This is a genomic window from Clostridium sp. AF27-2AA (genome assembly GCF_003478505.1).
Lineage (GTDB): Bacteria > Bacillota > Clostridia > Lachnospirales > Lachnospiraceae > Brotaphodocola.
This window is the reverse complement of record NZ_QUFI01000001.1, coordinates 210,794-231,657: the sequence shown is the minus strand read 5'-3', so window position 1 is coordinate 231,657 and position 20,864 is coordinate 210,794. Positions and strand designations below refer to the sequence as shown.

Annotated in this window: 27 protein-coding genes; 4 read left to right on the top strand and 23 right to left on the bottom strand. The window is 46.4% G+C overall.

Annotation, left to right across the window (positions count from 1 at the left end):
• Window positions 1-43 precede the first annotated feature (43 nt).
• The 20 genes from DWY84_RS01190 to DWY84_RS01100 all read right to left on the bottom strand — a co-directional run bounded on the left by DWY84_RS01190 (window position 44) and on the right by DWY84_RS01100 (window position 14,251).
• Entirely contained in the window at window positions 44-436 is a 393-nt protein-coding gene (locus DWY84_RS01190; protein ID WP_118530099.1) for a hypothetical protein, read from the bottom strand.
• 326 nt (window positions 437-762) lie between these two features.
• Window positions 763-1,266, bottom strand: coding sequence for a hypothetical protein (locus DWY84_RS01185; protein ID WP_118530097.1), 504 nt, complete (start codon window positions 1,264-1,266; stop codon window positions 763-765).
• Between the two features lie 19 nt (window positions 1,267-1,285).
• Window positions 1,286-3,736 carry a DNA methyltransferase gene (locus tag DWY84_RS01180; RefSeq protein WP_243024698.1) on the bottom strand — a complete coding sequence of 817 codons (2,451 nt, stop codon included), beginning with the start codon at window positions 3,734-3,736 and terminating at the stop codon, window positions 1,286-1,288.
• Between the two features lie 151 nt (window positions 3,737-3,887).
• Window positions 3,888-4,073 (bottom strand): hypothetical protein, encoded by a 186-nt coding sequence (locus DWY84_RS01175; protein WP_147354258.1) that lies wholly within the window; start codon window positions 4,071-4,073, stop codon window positions 3,888-3,890.
• Window positions 4,051-4,221 carry a hypothetical protein gene (locus DWY84_RS17275; protein WP_182434891.1) on the bottom strand — a complete coding sequence of 57 codons (171 nt, stop codon included), beginning with the start codon at window positions 4,219-4,221 and terminating at the stop codon, window positions 4,051-4,053. Before DWY84_RS17275 ends, DWY84_RS01175 begins: the two co-directional genes overlap by 23 nt.
• Window positions 4,222-4,257: 36 nt before the next feature.
• A complete protein-coding gene (locus DWY84_RS01170) occupies window positions 4,258-4,542 on the bottom strand; it encodes a hypothetical protein (RefSeq protein ID WP_118530093.1) in 285 nt (94 codons plus the stop codon).
• Between the two features lie 68 nt (window positions 4,543-4,610).
• A complete protein-coding gene (locus DWY84_RS01165; protein WP_118530091.1) occupies window positions 4,611-5,120 on the bottom strand; it encodes a replicative helicase loader/inhibitor in 510 nt (169 codons plus the stop codon).
• Window positions 5,117-5,890 (bottom strand): hypothetical protein, encoded by a 774-nt coding sequence (locus tag DWY84_RS01160; RefSeq protein ID WP_147354257.1) that lies wholly within the window; start codon window positions 5,888-5,890, stop codon window positions 5,117-5,119. Before DWY84_RS01160 ends, DWY84_RS01165 begins: the two co-directional genes overlap by 4 nt.
• Before the next feature lie 68 nt (window positions 5,891-5,958).
• Entirely contained in the window at window positions 5,959-6,699 is a 741-nt protein-coding gene (locus DWY84_RS01155) for a hypothetical protein (protein ID WP_118530087.1), read from the bottom strand.
• Window positions 6,700-6,710: 11 nt separating this feature from the next.
• Window positions 6,711-7,151, bottom strand: coding sequence for a single-stranded DNA-binding protein (locus tag DWY84_RS01150; protein WP_118530085.1), 441 nt, complete (start codon window positions 7,149-7,151; stop codon window positions 6,711-6,713).
• A gap of 11 nt (window positions 7,152-7,162) precedes the next feature.
• Complete coding sequence (locus DWY84_RS01145; protein ID WP_118530083.1) at window positions 7,163-8,275, bottom strand: DUF4317 domain-containing protein; 1,113 nt, start codon at window positions 8,273-8,275, stop codon at window positions 7,163-7,165.
• Window positions 8,276-8,278: 3 nt separating this feature from the next.
• The gene (locus DWY84_RS01140) at window positions 8,279-8,860 is read right to left on the bottom strand and encodes a 4Fe-4S cluster-binding domain-containing protein (RefSeq protein ID WP_243024697.1); all 582 of its coding nucleotides are present in this window, start codon (window positions 8,858-8,860) and stop codon (window positions 8,279-8,281) included.
• The gene (locus DWY84_RS01135; RefSeq protein ID WP_118530081.1) at window positions 8,848-9,756 is read right to left on the bottom strand and encodes a RecT family recombinase; all 909 of its coding nucleotides are present in this window, start codon (window positions 9,754-9,756) and stop codon (window positions 8,848-8,850) included. The genes DWY84_RS01140 and DWY84_RS01135 overlap by 13 nt, the downstream gene beginning before the upstream one ends.
• A 2-nt stretch (window positions 9,757-9,758) precedes the next feature.
• Complete coding sequence (locus DWY84_RS01130) at window positions 9,759-10,205, bottom strand: hypothetical protein (RefSeq protein WP_118530079.1); 447 nt, start codon at window positions 10,203-10,205, stop codon at window positions 9,759-9,761.
• 1 nt (window position 10,206) lies between these two features.
• Window positions 10,207-10,701 (bottom strand): hypothetical protein, encoded by a 495-nt coding sequence (locus DWY84_RS17625; protein WP_243024696.1) that lies wholly within the window; start codon window positions 10,699-10,701, stop codon window positions 10,207-10,209.
• Window positions 10,698-12,740 (bottom strand): AAA family ATPase, encoded by a 2,043-nt coding sequence (locus DWY84_RS01120; protein WP_118530077.1) that lies wholly within the window; start codon window positions 12,738-12,740, stop codon window positions 10,698-10,700. The genes DWY84_RS17625 and DWY84_RS01120 overlap by 4 nt, the downstream gene beginning before the upstream one ends.
• 296 nt (window positions 12,741-13,036) lie before the next feature.
• Complete coding sequence (locus DWY84_RS01115; RefSeq protein ID WP_347560737.1) at window positions 13,037-13,369, bottom strand: hypothetical protein; 333 nt, start codon at window positions 13,367-13,369, stop codon at window positions 13,037-13,039.
• A gap of 3 nt (window positions 13,370-13,372) precedes the next feature.
• Window positions 13,373-13,588, bottom strand: coding sequence for a hypothetical protein (locus DWY84_RS01110; protein WP_118530075.1), 216 nt, complete (start codon window positions 13,586-13,588; stop codon window positions 13,373-13,375).
• A gap of 180 nt (window positions 13,589-13,768) precedes the next feature.
• Complete coding sequence (locus DWY84_RS01105) at window positions 13,769-14,056, bottom strand: hypothetical protein (RefSeq protein WP_118530073.1); 288 nt, start codon at window positions 14,054-14,056, stop codon at window positions 13,769-13,771.
• A gap of 3 nt (window positions 14,057-14,059) precedes the next feature.
• Window positions 14,060-14,251, bottom strand: a complete 192-nt coding sequence (locus DWY84_RS01100; RefSeq protein ID WP_118530072.1) for a helix-turn-helix transcriptional regulator — start codon at window positions 14,249-14,251, stop codon at window positions 14,060-14,062.
• A gap of 223 nt (window positions 14,252-14,474) precedes the next feature.
• On the opposite strand from DWY84_RS01100, the gene DWY84_RS01095 reads away from it, so the two are divergent.
• The 4 genes from DWY84_RS01095 (at window position 14,475) to DWY84_RS01080 (ending at window position 17,366) form a co-directional block, all read left to right on the top strand.
• On the top strand, window positions 14,475-14,906 hold the full coding sequence (locus DWY84_RS01095) for a helix-turn-helix transcriptional regulator (RefSeq protein WP_118530070.1): 432 nt from the start codon (window positions 14,475-14,477) through the stop codon (window positions 14,904-14,906).
• An 11-nt stretch (window positions 14,907-14,917) separates the two neighbouring features.
• Complete coding sequence (locus DWY84_RS01090) at window positions 14,918-15,358, top strand: ImmA/IrrE family metallo-endopeptidase (protein ID WP_118530068.1); 441 nt, start codon at window positions 14,918-14,920, stop codon at window positions 15,356-15,358.
• Between the two features lie 32 nt (window positions 15,359-15,390).
• Window positions 15,391-15,939 (top strand): Uma2 family endonuclease, encoded by a 549-nt coding sequence (locus DWY84_RS01085; protein WP_118530066.1) that lies wholly within the window; start codon window positions 15,391-15,393, stop codon window positions 15,937-15,939.
• 254 nt (window positions 15,940-16,193) lie between these two features.
• A complete protein-coding gene (locus DWY84_RS01080; RefSeq protein WP_347560736.1) occupies window positions 16,194-17,366 on the top strand; it encodes a tyrosine-type recombinase/integrase in 1,173 nt (390 codons plus the stop codon).
• Between the two features lie 152 nt (window positions 17,367-17,518).
• Here DWY84_RS01080 and DWY84_RS01075 read toward each other — a convergent pair whose 3' ends face one another.
• The 3 genes from DWY84_RS01075 to gltA form a co-directional block, all read right to left on the bottom strand.
• Window positions 17,519-18,529 carry a GGGtGRT protein gene (locus tag DWY84_RS01075; protein WP_118530062.1) on the bottom strand — a complete coding sequence of 337 codons (1,011 nt, stop codon included), beginning with the start codon at window positions 18,527-18,529 and terminating at the stop codon, window positions 17,519-17,521.
• Window positions 18,530-18,547: 18 nt separating this feature from the next.
• Window positions 18,548-19,240, bottom strand: a complete 693-nt coding sequence (locus DWY84_RS01070) for a hypothetical protein (protein WP_118530060.1) — start codon at window positions 19,238-19,240, stop codon at window positions 18,548-18,550.
• A 233-nt stretch (window positions 19,241-19,473) separates the two neighbouring features.
• A complete protein-coding gene (gene gltA / locus DWY84_RS01065) occupies window positions 19,474-20,862 on the bottom strand; it encodes an NADPH-dependent glutamate synthase (RefSeq protein ID WP_118530058.1) in 1,389 nt (462 codons plus the stop codon).
• Window positions 20,863-20,864: the final 2 nt, after the last annotated feature.

Sequence of the window (20,864 nt, the reverse complement as noted above, 5' to 3'; positions counted from 1 at the left end):
CTTGAATCATTAACATAGTTATCGACTCCTTCAAATCTTAATTTCAGTTAAAAAGTTCTTTTATCTTCTTCTCAACCGCTCCCTGCACCTTGACATTTAATGCCTCTTCGCACCGCTCTGTCACCTTATAACGGGACGTATAAACATCCATCTTATTGTCAACCGCTTGCTCGATGATTTCTTTAAGATCTAAATTTTTTACTGCTTCTTCAATAGCAGAATACACAGCACTTTTCACGATGTTATTAAGTTTTCCTTTGTATCCCCACAATTCGCCGTTAAATAACCGCTCCACTTCTCGTCTCACTTCTTTATCGATATCTTCGTTACAGACATTTCTAACAGCTTCTCTGGCCTTCGCTCTAACAGCTTTGGTTACTTCCTCATCAAAAATTTCATTTTCTGACAGGTCAATTTCCAATGTCAATCTTTTCATAGCATCCTCCAATCTTAATAAAAATCATCAACATCATCCAGAAAGTCCTCATAGACCTCGCATCCCTCGCAGGTCCGCTCGTTGCATTCGTAATGTAGTTGCAATACGGGCACCTCATAGAACCCTCCAAATCCTAATTATGGGCATACAGATAATGAGACGAACCATGCGCCGTAACGCCACCGACACAATTTCGTTTAAGCAATCGGCCATCCTGTACCCCGTATATTGGTTACCATTTATACTGCCCATATCCTTAATTTGTGAATGCACGCCTTATGCAATTACGGCATCTGCTGCGTGCTTATCCTCATCATTAATTAACCCTAATTTACAATATCTCCCCAATCCAATTTCTGCCCACACTTCCAGCAGTATGTAAATTTTTCTTTCACTGGCGATCCGTCTGTGTTAAAAAATTCAACCTTCACCTGATCAGCTTCACAGACCGGACATAACCAGGGCGTACCATACCGCTGCTTTCTGTGCAGAATCTTTTTCGGTTTCTGAGCCTCCGGAATGTCTTTGTTTTCACTGGAAATATTTTCCTTTAATTTAGAGCTATTCCACGCCGAAATTCGGTCACAAAACCGTCTTTCTTTCCGCATAATCTGGTCATAATCAACCATCAATCCAAGTTCTGTTGCACACTGCCGAACGTCTGTATACCCCTCAATCAGGTGCTTTTCAGCTTCTTCCTTTGTTACTGGAGTAGGATTCTCGCCGCGCTCAATTCTGGCAGCCTTTAAGGCAGCCTGAGCAAGTTCCGCGGCCTCTTCGGCAAATTGCTCCAACATAGCTGCCTTGCCAATAGCTTCTAACATCACCATAACTAGTCTCCTAATCTAATTACATAAAATCAAACAGCGTAGGCATCGAAATTTCATTTTCTGCTGCATGCAGATACCCTACACCATCACGGAAGTAGTCCGGATTCAGTTCAATTCCGTAACCTTTCCGGCCCATCTTCACCGCGGTCATCGGTACAGTCATCAGCCCGCCGAACGGATCCAGTACCAGGTCACCCTTGTTACTGTACCGGTTAATGATCCGCTCCACGATATCCAGCTGCAACGGACAGACGTGCATCTGCGCCCGGCGGCGGCTCTGTGTGGTGTTGAGGGTGCGCATACGGTTGATGTCGTCCCACACATCCAGAGTGTTCCAGGAGCCCGGAGCCACCACCATGAAGGTAGCCGGAAGCTTTCCGTTCTCATCCAGCTTTTTCGCCAGTTCCACATGTTCCTCATAATCATAGACATGTTCCCGGCTATATTCCCGGTAAACTGCCTGAAGGTTGTCCACAGAGATATTTTCCAGTTCTTCCTTGCTGACCAGCCGGTCCCCTGATGATCTCCAGTATCCATGCGCGTCAATCTGCCACTGGGCGCGGGTGTAATCTTCCTTGCTCTTGGTCACCGGAGTATCCGCATAAGCCGTGGAGCGGTCCGTTGGGAGCTTGCGGAACAGCAGAATGTATTCCGGGCAGCCTACGCCCATCTTGGAACCGTCCTTGCACTGCTCTGTCCATCCCAGTCGGTAGGTCTGGTTGTTTTCCCTGACCACATCTGTCACCACCGTGATCATGCCAAAATACTGGAAACCATGTTTCATATAGTGGCTGATGCATTGCGCATGGAACGGTTCGATGGTCGGCATTCCGGTCCCTGTGGCATTGCCAAACAAAACACGGTCTTTCACATGGATGGCCGCCATACGGCCAGGCTTTAACACTCTCAGAAGCTCCGGTGTCAGATAGTCCATCTGCTCAAAGAACCGGTCCGTATTCTGGTTATGGCCGAAGTCGTTATAATTGGCGCTGTACTCATAATGATTACCGAACGGAATGGAAGTATGGATCAGATCCACGCTGTTGCTTTCCATTGCCCGCGTCTCTTCCACACAGTCACCGTATACCGCGGTGTAATAAGTTCCCTTTACCGTCCGTTCTTCTCTGCTTCCGTCCACACCCATTTTTCTTTTCAACCTCTCTGTCTTATTGGAATCGTTCAATCCGTATTTCTTTACAATCTCGACCATCTTCTGGACCATATGGTTATGATTGTCCCACTTTTCCATCAGTGCCTCTTTGATCTGGCGTTCATTCTCCATGTAAATGATGTCGATCACAACCGGCTCCTGCTGCAGGAAACGATAACACCGATGCACCGCCTGGATAAAATCATTAAATTCATAATCAATACCCAGAAAAATCTCCCGGTGGCAATATCTCTGGAAGTTACAGCCGGATCCGGATAATGATTTCTTTGTCGCGAACAATCTCGTTTTGCCATTTGAGAAATCAATCACCCGCTGCTCACGCAGGTCATGATCCATAGAACCATAAATATCTACCGTATCCGGCAATGCCTTTTTAATGGCGTGCCGCTCATTTTCCAGATCATGCCATAAAAGAAAATGATCTTCTGGCGAAGCTTCTACAATCCTCCGCATCTCTTCCACGCGCTTGTCAATACTGTCCCGCTTAACTGCTGCCGCTTCTTTCAGTCCTTCCGCCGCTTCCTGGAAGAGCTGAATCTGGCCATTTTTGTCTGCCGTATCTCCGTAGTGAATCGGCAGCTCATGCCACCTCACTTCCAGCGGTGGCAGATCATAGCCATTATCCGAATAATCCGAATTCAAATCTGACGGCCTGGTGATAAATAGCGCCCAGCTGCTCACCCACATCCAAAATTCATCTTCCATGTTCGGATACAGGGTCAGGTTATTGGCCTTGGTGCTGTCCCGCTGGAAGAACCGTGTCAACGCCTGTCCTGTATCCATCACTTCCAGATATCCGGCATAATGGATCAGTTCCTTGTACCGGTTCGGTGACGGTGTGGCCGTGGCCACCAGCTTATACGGGACATTTTTGAACTTATCCAAGAACGTCTGATAGGTCTTGCTTCCAAACGATCTCAACACGCTGGCTTCATCCAGGGATGTCGCGGTGAAAAACTCCGGCTGAATATCTCCATCCCGGACACGCTCATAGTTTGTTAAGACAATCTCGCTGCTGCTCTGATGCACCTCATCCATTGTCCGGCAGTAGACCGGCTTTTCATATCCCAGGACCTCAACCGCGTCCCGTGTGAACTCCTGTTTTACGCCCAGCGGTAGCACGATCAGCGCACGGCCGCCATTGTGTTTCACGGCCAGATGACAAAATTCTAGTTCCTGCACCGTCTTACCAAGGCCAAAGCTTTCAAACAGTGCCCGTCTGCCGCCCTTCAGCGCCCACATCACAGCATCTCTCTGGTGCGGTTTCAGCACCGGATTTACTTCTGCGGGATTTATCACCGTCCCGCTCTCTGTTGCAAGTTCAATTTTGGTTTCCAAAAATTCTTTGTATGTCATATTCTCAGGAGCCTGATATATCGTTACCCCGGCCGGAGGCTCGGCTCCTTTCTGTAACCTCAATACTGATTCAAATTGATTGTCACCAACTCTCCTACTCTAATCTCATCACATCCAGATCCCGTGCCGGGATATCTCTGTACTCACCATTGTCCATCAGCACGCCGCATATTCCGTCATAGCTGCCGATTACTTCTCCGCAAACCAGCTTGCCGCCGGTCAGGGCGAATTTAAGCCGCACACGCATAATGGAAATATCACTTCTCAGTCTCATCATCATTCTCACCGTCCTTATTTGCTCCATCATTCTTAACGACATATCTCACACCGCATAAACCATAAGTTTCTTCCACATATCTTTTTAAATCAGACTCTTCGCCGTCACAGACCCGATTAACCTCTTTCACAACTGCCTCGCAAAACTGCATCAGTCTCGACCTTCGGTCATTTTCATCTTTGATAGGCTACCAGTGAAATTTTTCAACCAGGATTCTCGTTGGTACCGACATCAGAAGTGCAAGAGCTCTTTTCATGCGCTCGTCTTCATCTTCTGCTTCGCGGCTCTCCCACTTTTCTTTAACAAGCTGCTCCATCTCATCCTTAAGCCGCTCTCTGATTCTGTCTTCTTCCGCTTTTACCGCCTGCCGTTTCATCATCTCAATCTGGCTGGCCGTATACTGGTAATAGACCGGCTTCTGTGCCAACGCTTTTTCCTGGCGCCGGCGCTCTGCCCTTGTCAATGCTCCCATGTTGTTCATTACCTCCGCATAATTCAATGACTGCCAGCAGATTCAGTCTGCCATGATCATCGCAGCATTTACTCCGCCGAACCAGATAATCTCTTGCAGTCATGATTCTTCTGCTCCAATCTCACAGCCTTATCTTCTTCCCGCCAAACAAGCATCCCCGATCGGAACAAGTCCTGCTTCACGCTCTTGTCCATCAAGTTAAATTCCCGGTACAACCTCTGAAATTCTGTCATGACCCGAAGATCACCAGATTCAAATGCCTGCCGTCCAATGGTGACAAAGGCATACTGCCCAGCGTAATCCACTTCTTTCGGCTTGGCGCCGCTCTGCAACTTGTTCCAAGCTACCGACCAGTCATTACCAGCCGCGATATTGACATAGCGCCGCAGATCCGCAATGGTCGGCGGGAATGTCTCGCACTTAATATATTTCTTCACAGCTGCTGCCAGCTGATTGTATGGGATATCCTTCAACAACTCATACCAGACCGACACTGTTTCCAAGTCTGCCATAAATCCGTTCCTCTGATATGCCGCTTTCATAGCCGCCGCCAACTGCGCAAATTCGCGTTCTGTCACTCTTTATCACCCGCCTTTTCCAAAAACTCTTTGATGGCCGAATACTTATCGTTCGGCTGGCTTTTGCGCCTCTTATGCTTTTCATCGTCATCATGGAGCGGGAATAATCCCTTCCAACCATTCACAATGGACTGCTCAATGATCTGCCGCTGTACTAGAGGATCCGGCGCAAGTTTGTTAAGCTTATTAACAGCCAACTCGATTGCCCTGTCAGTCATCGGCGAACGGATCTGTTTGCGAAATTTTATGAACTCAATAAATGCTGCATTGAGCTCGGGGTCGCAAAAGAAATCTTTTTCTTTTGCTGTTCCGTTAGGAACAGTTTTCTTTTTAATATTATTCTTGTTAAACCCTTCTTGGTTGTGGTCATTTATTTGGTCATTTATCTGGTCATTTATTTGGTCACTTTGCTCTTTTGATGCCCCGCAAGCCTTTGTTTTATCAGCATTTCCATACTTTTGAGGTTGGTCATTTATTTGGTCATTTTGTTGGTCATTTATCTGGTCAAACACACGTTCCGACTGATACTCTTTCCATGCCAAAATACTTATTAAGCTCCCTGCCTTTGCTCCCTCAATAGAAATCTGACCATTTTCCTGAAACAGCTTCAGAATACGTTTCACCTTTATTTCGTTGATGTTTAATCTCTCACCTATAACCCTTCGCCCGGTTATTAGTTGCCCTGGACGCAGCTCTACGGTTTTACCACCATAGAGCTGAGAATGGGCATTATGCGAAGCGTTGAGCAATAGGTACATCCAAACAGCCATGTGATCCGCATCCTTACACACAACCCGGTTGTCAAGAATCTTTCTGTGAATCTTTATCCAACCATTCACTATTCTTCGCCTTTTTCAAGTAATTTTAAAATTTTTGCACCGGCTTCTTCCGGTTTACAAAAAAGGAATGTCACACCATATTTGGTCTGCATTGTTAAGCAGGCTTTGGCGATTTGCTGGCCCTTCATAGCATCTGGATACTTCTGTACCCTCTTATACTTTGGGCGGCCGGTACGATAGTACCCGATTACTTCATTCGTGGTTTTCCAGTAATCCAGACGCTTATTTCTCCAATAAAACAGGTCATTGATACTTTCGACTCCATCATCATTCTCGACCAGCACATACAGCTTCACACCGCTGTTCTGGGCCCGCTTAAGGCCCCGGTGGAAGAACCCATGCCGCTTAACGTAAAGCTGCTGAAAAGCAGCTATCTGACCCTCTGGCACATTGTTCTGGAAACACAGGTCATTGATTTCTTTTTCCGCATAACGATCAGCGTCATCATCGCAGACTGCGTGAAAAATCTTATCTGCCAGTGCTTCGCTGATAATGCCCTGTTCTGCCACGGCAAATACCTCAGCCTTAATATCTGTTTTCGACATCTGCTTAACCTGAATATCTCCGATTAGTTCATAAATATCCTTTTTGGTATCAATGCAAACGCTCTGATCAGTCGGCAGCGTATAATCTCCGCAGTACAACGCCGTCCGATTCCAGCTAACGCCTACAGAGCGGAAATAATCATGCTTTGCATTATGCCGTCGCTCTTGCTGCCGGGTGTCTTCTAAGATCAGCACTCAATCACCCCCTAGTTAAACGGCAGTCCTTCGTCTTCCACACCATCCGGGATATTCATGAAGCCATCACCAATTGCGCCAGATGGTGCCTGTCTACCATCCTGCTGATTTCCGCCTGCAGAACTCTTGCCGTCCGCAAACTCCTGATCCTCTGCGATAACATCCGTGGTGTGAACCTTCTGACCCTCTTTATTTGTGTAACTGCCAGTCTGGATACGTCCAGACACCAACACACGCAGGCCCTGACGGAAATACTTCTCTACAAACTCACCGGCCTTGTCGAATGCTACGATGTTAATAAAATCAGCGGCTGGCTCATTATCCTTTCCTCTGGCACGCCCTCTACGGTCCACTGCAAGAGTGTATCTCGCAACGGCCATAGAACGCTCGCCACTGGTGTAGCGAATCTCTGGATCCCGCACCAGGCGGCCCATCAAAATCACTCGATTCATGTTTTCAAATCCTACCTTTCACATTTTGTTCCGTTTATTTCAAAGTCACCGGATATACCGATTACCAGGCATTTTCTGCCATCAACCATCTTGACCTCAACATCACCGGTACAGGTCTCATCAACCTTAACAGATACTCCAGGCAATTCTACATTCAGAAGTCCATTACCGACCAGATTGGAAAGCATCAGATTCTCGTCACCAAAAAGGTTCTCGTAAACTGCATCGAATTCCTTCTGATTCAGTTCTCCCTCAGACTGCTCACTGATAATGTCAAAAATCTCTTCACGTTCAAGCATCTTGATATCCGGTAAATCTCTGCTTTCTTCTGCCAGATCCAGGAGTTCTTCATGAATAGCTTTAATGATGTCACTGGTGCATTCCTCGCCCAAAGTGCTTTCGATCAACTCCGAAAAACCATCTTTCTGATAATCAGAAGGCAGCGGCACCGCAGCGCCCAGAACTTTCTCAACAAAGCCCCCTCGCAAATCTTTCTTCGCATACATTAACGCCGCATGTACATCCGCGGATCTGTCGTTGAATGCCGGGAACAAAAATGCTGTATCCGTCATTCCTACCACTCTGTCACGAATCCGGTTCTGAAATTCTCCGGCCATCTCATCATAGCTGAGACCAGGCTTAGAAAGTTCTACAGGGCAGATACAGCACATGATGTATCTGTAAACCTCATCGGAAGCATCGTCCATTTCGATATTGTCAGATCCTTTCCCCGGAACATCGTATGCATCGTAGACAAGCAAAATCAGATAGTTCCCCACATAGTCGTAGTTCTCAATAACTTTGGAATAAAACTCCTGCAGCAAGTCATCATCTTTTAACTGGCTGTTTCTTAATTCCAGCAAAAACATCTGCTCTCCATTTTCAGCAAACTGTCCACCGCGGAAATCCAGGTTGAACAGATTCTTTCCAACCTTTCCAGACAGGCCTTTACGGAAGATTTCAAAATACTTGAAAATTTCATCTTCCGGCAATGATAAAAACGCTTCCCGGAAATCTGCCTTGATGTTCTTCTCCGCATCCACATAACAGCCGCAAATGCGTGCGATGGAACAGTTTGCCGCGGTGAACTGCCGCTTAATCTCTGCAATCTCTTTCTTATTCATCTGCTACTCCTTTGCCAAATCGTAAAAGACCAGTTCTTCATTCTCTGGGAGCGGGCATTCATCCTCACGCCACTGTAAGCTCTCGACTTTGCTCCAATGATCTGTGAAACCCACTCCGATAATGGAAAACAATGCTTCTGGATAACATCTTGAATCAATCAGAAGCCGATCAGAACGTTTATGAGTCCGGTTATCCAGATTCTCAAAAATGAAATCACTCAGCTTTCTGGCATCTCTCAAATCATTTACTGATGGCTTAAAATGAACCGCGTAAGTGACTCCGTCCACCTCTTTTAACACTGCCTTGTCTGCCCATCTGGAAACCTTCACACTAGAAGAATACAACCAGATTTTTCCAGTAAAACCATTCGCCCGCAGGCGGTGGATCATCTCCACCACCCTCGGTGCTAACAGCATCGGTTCACCGCCGGTAATCACAACCTCTTCATATTTCAGAAGGTCCTCAAACTTGACCTGCGGAACATCACCGATATGTTTGTTACAGCAGTTCTGGCAGTCTCTAGGGCAATCGTATGTAACAATTACTCTCGCTGTCTTTTTCATAGCCCCTCCTACTGCATCCATGCAGGCTGTTCTTCCTCTGTCTGAACGGTTTCTGCTGCTTCTTTCTCAGGTTCGTAGTCAACAACATGACCATCTGCCGGATCCGGTGCTTCATCGAAATCCACGGAGTTTGCATTCTGCTGAATATCATAGGCAACATTCTCAGCCACAACATCTACATTCTCAAACTCATCATCCTTTTCTACGCTGTCAACCACGATAGCATCACCGTACTGCTGAACTATCTGCCGGCAAGCCCTTGCGGTCACAGTTTTCTTCGCCATCATATCTGTGAAATCTTTATGGGTACCGGAATTTTCCTTGTATCCAAATCCCTTGCGCCAGGAAGTCTTAATCTGATTGATGTTCATTACCTCGATGTACCGGCTGCCATCATTCAGGGTAATCACGCAGTAAGCGCCCTTGATCTTGTCTGTGTCAATGTTCGTGAAATCCTGTTCATGCTTGTCCAGAATCTTCCGGCCATTCTCCAGATGGTACTGAAATACATCACCATCGTAGATGCACTCAGAATCAATGGTCTTCACACCATACCGGTGAGCCATAGCTTTCCAGCCGTGATAGGAGACCTGGCACTGAAGTTTGCCGCCATACGCAATTGGATAACACTGCTTTTTCTGCATATTCAGGCCCTTGGTCACCATGTCCATCAGACAGTTTGCGATACTGGCCTGAGAACAGGTTTCAAGAACGCATTTGCCATTCTTATCATTGGTCTCCTTCAGCTGCAGGTATGCGCCCATAAGAGCATTGGTTGGATTATAATCTGCTGGGAAAGAAAGGCCATACTCTTCTTTCTGTCTTAACTGTTTGGAAAGCTCATCAATGAACTTGTTATTTACGATCAGCGCCGCACCCTGCTGACTTGCGGTCGCAATTGCCTGTTTCTCTGCCATAGTTACTTATCCCCTTTCTTACGGAACATATTTTTCATCATCTGGGCCACGCTGAATCTCATTTTGCCACTGGTCTGCTTGGCAATGGATGTATTCGCCATAGACTGAATCGCTGCTCCCATAGTCTTATGATTTTTCTGATAACTTCTGCTGCTTCTCTGTTTATGTTTTAATGCTGTTGCCATACCTCTAATCCTCCTCGAAAAGTTTTTAAGAATAGATGCCAATCCTGGCTCCATTTTCTCCAATTCCTCAAGATCATCCGAGACACTTTGTTTCTGAGTTTTCTTTGCATTTGCGCAAATTCTGTCAACAAAATCAGTTGCGTTTTCCTGATCTGTGTTCTTTACAAGCATCTGATAAAACGCACGCAAAACATTTTCCATTTCGCACGCAAGCTGTCCAACTGTTCCCGCCATTTCAAGTTTATCGCCTTCAAATTTAATCATCTTATTTCCCCTCCATATTTAATCTCTTGTAATATCCCGGATAAGCCACTTCGGCTTCCAGTGCTACATCCTCTGGATGAATCCGATATCTAGATCCAGTAACCGTAACGATCACCTTATAATCTCCGTAGTCCAGAATCTCTACGGTCGGACTGGTTGTCCGCAAATATCCATCTTTGATAACCGGGTGTCCGTAAACACTTCCACGGAAATATTTCGGAAGCAGTTCCGGCGGCTGAATCTGCTGACTTACTGCATTGACCACACACCAGTTTTTGAGAATGATATCAGATTCGATAAGGCCCTGGATGTTCTTGATTTTATCCGCAAAAGCTGCCACTTCCTCTTCCGGCACATCAACCGCCGTGACAACACCTTTCGCGCTGGAATTGATCTGCACCAGGTCTCCCACCTTCACAAGCACATCCGAACGATATGTATACTCACGTCCGGCCGGTACATTTTCTTTCAGAAATTTGCATTTAATAAGCATCATCTCACCTCTGTTCTAAAATCCTTGTCATCGGATACAGACAAAATAATCATCTGGGTATCCAGCTCCGGCATATTTCCCGCAGAGACGCGCTCTCCGTTGTCGATAATCACTGGAGCCTTAACGCCAATGATGTTGGAAAGCACATTAACGATTTCCAGGCCGATAACAAGCTTCTCTGCGCTTGATGTAGTGTTTTCACCATATGGGCTGCCGTTCTTCGTATAAACATCACAGACACGCTCAACACCGCCATTCTTCTGCTTGCGGAACATTTGAAAGCGGACCGTCTTGAAATGCTTGTTGATTTCGTCCGTCAGGTAGGAATCTTTCAGCGTCTGGAATTCTTCGCACTGAATCAGAATATTTTCTTCATTGGCAATCATCTGTACCTTAGCCTTAAACTGAGTTTCCAGATCTGCCACACGATCTTTCGCATCAGAAGCTTTATCGTAAGCGGCAAATTTCTTGTTCACCTCTTCCAGTTCCTGCTCCCATTTGACTTTCTGGCCCTTCAGCTGCTCACGGTAATCAGCACCAGTATTCATAGATCTCAGGCCATCCTCACAGGTCTTGATCTCCAGAACCAGTTTTTCATAAAGCTGATTCTCAGATAAATCCGGTTCCGCCGGAATCTTTTCAAGCGCTTCCATAGCCTCAGTCTTTTCCTTATTGGCAGAAATCTTCCGACTCTTAGCAGCTTCCAACTTAGTTGCAACCTCAACTTTGTTGGCTTCGTATTCCTTGATCTTGGCTGCACATTCACTGCCAGTAGCATTAATATCTGAAATACGTTTCTTCTTTGATTCTTCAAATTCTTTTCTGCCAGAATCGTACTGGGCACGGTGAACAGCTTCCGACTCATCATGACCTGCAAGCAATTCTTCCTTCTTTTCTGCCGGAAGCAGCTGTCCGCATGTCGGGCAAACAAAATCATCTGCCTTTAATTCCGGCAACGGCTCATATGCATGGAACTGAGCCCCCTTTACCTCGCTGTACTCCTCCATAAGCTTATCCCGCTGCGCTTTACTTTCTGCGATAACACGGTCCAGCCGCTCAAGTTCTAACTCGCATTCTTTCTGTGCCTGCATTGCAGTACGGAAATCATCTTCTGCCAGGTCAATGCGCTTCTGCGCTTCCCGTCGCTGTTTGTTAAGTGTCTCGATGGCCGCATTCTCAATGGTGGACTGCTTCGCTTTTAACTCCATAATATGACGCTGTTTCTCGGAATACTCGTCAACCGCCGCGGTGGTGCTTTCCATCTTCTGATTAATCTCATCCAGATTTCTTTTTATATCGTTGCGCTGCAGTTCCAGTTCAGCCACATCAACCTCAACAATGTCTCGCTGACGTTCTGCGATGGATGCCGAAATCTTGTCACGCTCCTTAGTCATATCTGTAATGGAGCGCTTGGAGGTAGCCCGGATCTCTTCCAGCGTCTTTCCGCCGCGGATCATCTCCAGAAGTTTGCCATACTTGTTATCTGTATTGGCCTTTTCCAGAATCTCTTCCTCGGAAATTCCATTCACCAGAGACATAATCAGATCCAGTTTCTCGGCCTTGGTCAGCCGGAAGAATGCGGTCGGGTCTGTAATCAACATGAAGTTTTTCTCTGATACGATATCAGCGATTCTGGCCTTGAACTCTGTCTCGGAAATTTCTACGTTGTTCCAGGAATAGATGTTTCGGTCTCCTTCATGGACCTCAGTCTCAGTGCCACGCTTCCGCACCCAGTTCTGACGCTGTGCTTTGCGGAGAACAACCTCGGTTCCGTCATTCTCCATCGTCAGTTCCACCACAACATCAATATGGTCGATGTCAATGCCTGCGGCATCGTACGGTCTCGGACGGAACTCTTTGCCCTCACTCTTCCCGGTACTGGACTTTCCGAACAGCACCCAGAAGATGCCATCTGCGATACTGGATTTTCCTGTCCAGTTCTGCGCCGAAATCTCTGTCCGGCTGCCAAATTCAATTTCAATGTTATTCAGCTTTTTAAAATTCTCGAATCTGGCTTTTTTAATTCTAATTTCCTTTGCCATCTTGCATTTCCTCCCGAACCTCTATATAATTAGAGGTGAAAATTTATTTTTCAATTGTTTGAGTACCATACATGTTTACATCATTCTCAAACTCGATTCCCTTGTGGCTCCACCCACTTGGGAATTTTTTTATAATCCCTACAGGGATAATCCCGGCTCCGCTCCATACAGCGATACCAGTAATAACAATCCCGGCAGCCCATCATCAGCACCTCGCAAGCATCAGCTTTGCTAATGAAGCGCAAAGCGTACGGCCACTTCCGAAAACTGCCATGCCAAACATAGCCGTCTTTCTTCTAATCATCACTCTCACCTTTCCCTTCCCATACATAGCCTGTCAACTCCCAGAGGAGCCGCGGACTGATGTAATAATTTGTCTTCTTATTCCGATCCAACTGCTTCATATCAGTCATCAGCTCATCCCCTTGTGTAGCCTTTCCGATAGGCAACCATCCAGAAATGATTCCGGCCTGCACCCAACCAGGATTCTTTCCAAAGATCTTTGCAGCCGTAGCAACCGGAACACTTCCCGCCGGAAAGTTCGGCATACTGCCTGCACCGATAAGGATCCGGCTCACATGCTCCGCAATTTCTTTTGATCTGGTAAGATCAACTACATTGTTATCCATAGTTCACACCCCCTTTAAACGAAGTATCTTGTTCAGTCTGCCCCGAGAACGCTTCCCGATATACTGGCCAATCAGGAACAACTCTTCCGGGCTTAACCGTCTTATTGGATGAGGCCCCAGGCAAGCGTGAATCGCTGGATAGGAAACCCCGGATCCTTCCGCTAACCGTTCCAGGGTAATGCCCTCTTTTTTAAGAAACTCAAGAAGTTCGTTTTCCATGCGCTTCACATCCTTCCTAACGTAAAGCCAACCACAGGGCCACCAGTGACAAAGCCGTAGAAAACACGGACAACTTCAAACTGAGCTTTACAGCATCGTTTAAGCATTTCTGGTGCTCCACCACAAGATTTTTAATTTTTCTCATCTTCTCACCCGTCCTTCCGCTCTTCTGCGAAATACTCAACCGGAACAATTTCTAACCCATACATCTGCGAACTGCTTAAACAATTCAAAACATTCTTCCGCATCCGTATATGTAAGAATCAAATTTTTCACATTTTGACTGCGTCCGGTCTTATGTGAATAAAGTGCTCTTGCTGATATATCACACGCATTAGCAAGTCCCCAGAGCTTGTTATCATGTTTCTTCTGTAACCTTTCCCAATGTTCCATGAACAGGCGACGATATACATAATTCGGTGGTAATGCAGGAGAAACATCTTCCTTTAAATCAATTGTGATTTTCAACTTTTACTCCTTTACAAGATCTTCGACTTTGATTCCCATTACACCAGCAATCTTTTTGAGCGTATCAACATTCGGGCTAACCTTGCCGTCTTTCCATCTGCTGATACATCCAGCGCCCAAATCAGCAGCAACTTCGATTTCCTGGAACGTAATATGCTTTTCCTTGCAAATTTCTTTTAAGTTCTCGTAAACCATTTCTCGCTCTCCTTTCATATTTTATGAGTTTGCGATAAACAACAAATTTATATTGATTTATTTTGCGATATATAGTAAAATAAAGTCACCACAACAATATTTAATAAACGCAAATCACAATAATTGCTCTTTATCGCAACTCATGTCTTTATTATACGTGATATATGGCAATTGTCAAGTGTGATTTTGCGTTAAATCGCAACTTTTTTTGAAAGGCAACCATATGAGTATAAAAGACAGAATCCAAACGTTATGCAAACAAAAGGGAATTACCAGTAAAGAGTTAGAATTACAACTGGGATTTGGAAGAGGTTATATCAGCAAAATGGATAAATCAAATCCTACTGCGTCCAATCTCAAAAAAATTGCAGACTACCTCGGTGTGACTGTAGGCTATATATTGTCAGATACAGAAAATGCACCAGAAGTAGAAAAAGCTCCGGAATTAAATGTTAGAGACGAAAGGGATATAAAGAAAGACCTCGATTCTCTCCGTGAGAAACTGGCCAACAAAGAATTTGGTCCGGCGGCATATGACGGTCAGGAAATTCCAGATGAAGACATTGACCTTTTCCTCGGTCAGGTAGATTTAATGCTGCGCCGGGTAAAAGTTAAGAACAAAGAGAAGTACAATCCGAATAAGAACAAAAAGTAGGTGATGTAGGTTTGAATGATTTTGTCAGAAAGAAAGTTCTATATTATAAAAGAAAATTTGATACCTCTGACCCATTTAAACTTGCCGATCTTCTCGGTATCGAAGTTATGACCTGCGATATCGGCTCCAGACTTGGGTGTTATATGTATATGAAACGATCTAAGTGTATATGGATAAACGAATGCTTAGAGGGCAATGAGCGGCTCTTTGTCATGGCCCATGAACTTGGGCATGCCATATTGCACCCGAAGGAGAACTGCTATTTTTTAAGAAACCAAACCTTTCTAAATACAAAAATCGAACAGGAGGCAAATGCTTTTGCCGCGGAGTTTCTGATCCCAGACGAAGCTATTCTGGAAGCTATGGAAAATGGGTATACCATTGACCAATTTGCACGTATTCTGGGATATGAAAAGGAATTGGTTGAATTAAGAATGAAACGGATTTCATAAGCGCAACACCATTGCAGAAAGGAAGTGTTCACATGCCATTATTGAAAAATCATTATACATCAGAAGATTACTGGAACCTGCCAGAGGGCGATCGTGCTGAGCTGATTGATGGAAAATTATACGACATGGCACCGCCGAGCCGAATCCATCAGCAGCTTGTCATGGAACTATCCGGAAGCGTTCGGGACTACATTAAAAGTAATCATGGAAAATGCCTGGTTTACCCTGCTCCATTTGCCGTTAACCTCGATGCGGATGACAAAGACTGGGTAGAGCCGGATATTTCCGTGATCTGCGACCCTAACAAGCTGACTGACCGCGGCTGCTCCGGAGCTCCGGACCTTATCTTTGAAATCGTGTCTCCATCCAGCCGAAGAATGGACTATAACCGGAAAAATACTCTCTATTCTGATGCTGGTGTCCGTGAATATTGGATTGTAGACCCAGCCAAAGAGCGTGTTACCGTTTATCATTATGAAGACGATGCAGCTCCGGTAATCTATCCCTTTGCGCAGGATATTCCTGTCGGAATCTATCCGGGACTGACAATCAAAATAAATGATTTACTGGAAAACTACTAAAATCTCATGAAATGAAAAACCGCCCGGTATTGGCGTACCGAACGGCTTTACATAGATTTTCTCTTACCAGATTTGCTCTGGATTGATTAATCAGCTTAGACACCTGAATTATATCATTTCTGGAGCATCCTGGCAAGGGTGTTATTTTTATACTCATTTTTAAAGGAGGATGCCCTATGGCACTGATAAAATGCCCAGAATGTGAATTGCAGGTAAGTGATAAAGCCATTTCCTGCCCTCATTGCGGATATCCGTTGGATAAATCCACGGTACGGAAAAATACCAGAAATACAAAGAAACGAATGCGCCTGCCGAACGGCTTCGGGTCCATTACGGAAGTAAAAAACAAAAATCTTCGCAACCCATTCCTGGCCCGCGTTTGTGTTGGCCGGGACGAGCTTGGCAATTTCATTCTCAAATCTCTAAAGCCAAAATCATATTTTCCCACCTACAATGACGCCTACACGGCCCTTGTGGACTATAACCGCAATCCTTATGATCTGGACGACGATATTACCGTTCAGCAGCTGTATGACCGATGGACGGAAGAATATTTTGAAAACGTTTCAGATGCCTACCAGCGCACTATTACTTCCTGCTGGGCCTACTGCTCTTCCATCTACAACATGCGTGCAAAAGATCTGCGGGCCCGCCATATTAAGGGCTGTATGGAAGAAGGATTCCGAATTGAGGACCGGGGAAAGCAAAAAGGTCAGCAGGTCTTTGCCACGGCCGGAACCAAGGCACGGATGAAATCCATGTTCAATCTCATGTTGGATTATGCTCTGGAATATGAAATCGTAGAGAAAAACTATGCCAGAACCTTTGAAATATCTGATGATATTGTAAAAGAAAAAGAAGAAGCCAAGGTTCCGCATATTATCTTCACTGAAGATGAAATGAAAGTACTGTGGGAGAATGTTGGAAAGGTCCAGTTCGTTGACTGGATCCTGATGCAATGTTATATGGGCTGGCGTCCTCAGGAACTTGCTACGCTTCGCCTGGATGAAATCAATCTGGAGCAGTGGTACATGCAAGCCGGCATGAAAACTCCGGCCGGAAAACAGCGCATAGTTCCCATCCATACCAAAGTGCGCGATCTACTTAAAAAAAATTATGACTTTGCCCTCTCAATCGGAAGTGAATACCTACTCAATGATAAAGGCCAGACCCATGCAGGTTCATGGAAACTCACCTATGACAAATACTCAAATCGCTTTGCTAAGGTCATTGCTCAGCTCCAGTTGAACCCGAAGCACCGCGCTCACGATCCGCGCATAACATTCATCACACGCTGCAAAAAAGCTGGTGTGGATGAATACGCTCTAAAAGAAATGGTCGGGCACTCAATCCAGGACATCACCGAATCCGTTTATACGGTCCGGGACGTAGAATGGTTAAGAAGTGATCTTGAAAAAATGCAATAGAAAAAAGGGGCCGAAATCGACCCCTTTTTGAATACCATTCGGTATACAAGTACGGTATACAAGTAATCTACAATTAATCGACAAGTGTACCGTTTTTACCTGTCTTTTCTGGTTAATACCCATTAAGAAAAATGGCTTAAAACCGTCATTTTTTAGAATTTGCCAGCGGTTGCTGCTTCCTCAACAGCTACAGCTACAGCTACAGTCATACCAACCATCGGGTTGTTACCTGCACCGATCAGACCCATCATCTCTACGTGAGCCGGAACGGAAGAAGAACCTGCGAACTGTGCATCGGAATGCATACGGCCAAGGGTATCGGTCATACCATAGGAAGCCGGGCCTGCTGCCATGTTATCCGGATGCAGGGTACGTCCGGTACCGCCGCCGGAAGCTACGGAGAAGTACTTCTTGCCTGCTTCCAGTCTCTCCTTCTTGTAGGTACCTGCTACCGGATGCTGGAAACGGGTCGGGTTGGTAGAGTTACCGGTGATGGAAACGTCTACATTCTCTTTCCACATGATTGCAACACCTTCCGGAACGCTGTTTGCGCCGTAGCAGTTAACTTTTGCGCGAAGACCCTCGGAGTAGGATTTGCGGAATACTTCCTTAACCTCGTTGGTGTATGGATTATACTCAGTCTCGATGTAGGTGAAGCCATTGATACGTGCGATGATCTGGGCAGCGTCTTTTCCAAGACCGTTTAAGATAACGCGAAGCGGTTTCTGACGAACTTTGTTTGCTTTCTCAGCGATACCGATTGCGCCCTCTGCTGCTGCGAAGGACTCGTGGCCAGCCAGGAATGCGAAGCACTCGGTCTCCTCTTCCAGAAGCATCTTGCCAAGGTTACCATGGCCAAGACCTACCTTACGGGTATCTGCAACAGAACCCGGGATACAGAATGCCTGCAGGCCCTCACCGATTGCTGCTGCTGCCTCTGCTGCTTTTCTGCAGCCTTTCTTGATTGCGATTGCTGCGCCTACGGTGTAAGCCCATTTAGCGTTCTCAAAGCAGATCGGCTGAATACCCTCAACCATCTTGTATACATCAAGACCTGCGTCTTTGGTGATCTTCTCTGCCTCTTCAATGGAAGCGATGCCATAGCTGTTTAATGCTTCATTGATCTGTTTGATACGTCTCTCATATGATTCAAATAATGCCATGATTATAGTCCTCCTTCTTTACGCCTGTCTCGGGTCGATGATCTTAACTGCATCAGCAACACGGCCGTACTGACCTTTTGCCTTTTCCCAAGCGGTGTTCGGGTCATCACCCTTCTTGATGAAGTCAGTCATCTTGCCAAGGCTTACGAACTGATAACCAATGATCTGATCGTCTGCGTCCAGAGCGATACCAGTTACATAGCCCTCAGCCATCTCCAGGTAACGAGGACCTTTCTTTAAGGTTCCGTACATAGTACCAACCTGGGAACGAAGACCCTTACCAAGATCCTCCAGGCCGGCACCGATCGGCAGTCCATCCTCAGAGAATGCGCTCTGGGTTCTGCCGTATGCGATCTGTAAGAACAGTTCTCTCATTGCGGTGTTGATTGCGTCACATACCAGGTCGGTGTTCAGAGCCTCCAGAACGGTTAATCCCGGAAGAATCTCTGCTGCCATTGCTGCGGAGTGAGTCATGCCGGAGCAGCCGATGGTCTCAACCAGGGCCTCCTGGATGATACCCTCTTTTACGTTCAGAGTAAGCTTGCAGGCACCCTGCTGCGGAGCACACCAGCCCACACCATGGGTCAAACCGGAAATGTCGGAAACCTGTTTGGACTGTACCCATTTTGCTTCTTCCGGAATCGGAGCAGCGCCATGATGAACGCCCTGTGCAACTGTGCACATCTCTTCTACTTCATGTGAATAAATCATGTTAAAACTCCTTTCAACTATGTAATGTCCTGAAAGTACGTGCTGCACGATGTTTCCGCAATTTTTCCAGCCCTGTACCCGGCAAATCAAAGATTGTCAAAAACATCACACCATACTTGATTACATTTTCTCACAAAAGTGACAAATAGTCCATAGTTTTTTTGTAGAAATTTAAGAGCAGATACCTCAAATGTATGTGGTACCTGCTCTTTTTTTCATTATTTTATGTTTGATTATTTATTACTTAAGTACTCGTGGATACCCTTTGCACCGTGCTTTCCTGCTTCCATAGCCAGGATTACGGTTGCAGCACCGGTTACGGCATCACCGCCTGCGAACACTCCGGCACGGGAGGTCTGTCCGTTCTCCGGCTCCGCAACGATGCATTTACGCTTATTGATCTCAAGTCCCTCCGTGGTAGAGGAAATAAGCGGGTTCGGAGAGGTACCAAGTGACATGATGACGGTATCTACATCCATCACATACTCGGAGCCTGCGATCTCTACCGGGCGGCGTCTTCCGGATGCATCCGGCTCGCCAAGCTCCATCTTCACAACCTTAATGCCCTTAACCCAGTCATTCTCATCGGTCAGGATTTCTACCGGGTTGGTCAGAAGATCGAAAATTACGCCCTCTTCTTTTGCGTGGTGAACTTCCTCCACACGTGCCGGAAGCTCTGCCTCGCTTCGGCGGTACACGATGTGTACCTCAGCGCCGAGACGCAGTGCGGTTCTTGCAGCATCCATAGCTACGTTTCCGCCGCCGACTACAGCAACCTTCTTGCCTGCTACGATCGGGGTGTCATAATCCTCGCGGAATGCTTTCATCAGGTTGTTTCTGGTTAAGTACTCGTTTGCGGAGAATACGCCGTTTGCGTTCTCGCCCGGGATGCCCATGAACTTCGGAAGGCCTGCGCCGGAACCGATAAATACTGCCTCAAAGCCCTCTTCATCCATCAGCTCGTCGATGGTAACGGACTTGCCGATGATCACGTCAGTCTCAATCTTAACGCCCAGCTTCTTCACGTTCTCAATCTCAGAGCGGACAACGGTCTCTTTCGGGAGACGGAACTCCGGGATACCGTAGGTTAAAACTCCGCCTGGCTCATGAAGTGCCTCGAAGATAGTAACGTCGTAACCCAGCTTTGCCAGGTCGCCTGCGCAGGTCAGGCCTGCAGGGCCGGAACCAACCACAGCAACCTTCTTGCCATTCTTCTCTTCTGCTGCTTTCGGAACAAAGCCGTTCTCTCTGGACCAGTCAGCCACGAAACGCTCCAGCTTACCGATGGAGATCGGCTCACCCTTGATGCCGCGGATGCACTTACCCTCACACTGGCTCTCCTGCGGGCATACACGGCCGCAGACTGCCGGAAGTGCGGAAGACTCAGCAATCACATTCGCTGCAGCCTCGAAGTTTCCGGCTTCTACTTCTTTAATGAATCCCGGAATGTTGATGGAAACTGGGCATCCGCCCATACATTTTGCGTTGTTCTTACATTTCAAGCATCTGGAAGCCTCTTCCATAGCCTCTTCTTTGTTATATCCATAGCACACTTCCTCAAAGTTGGTAGCGCGCACCTTTGCGTCCTGCTCTCTGACAGGAGTCTTCTTTAATACGTCCATTC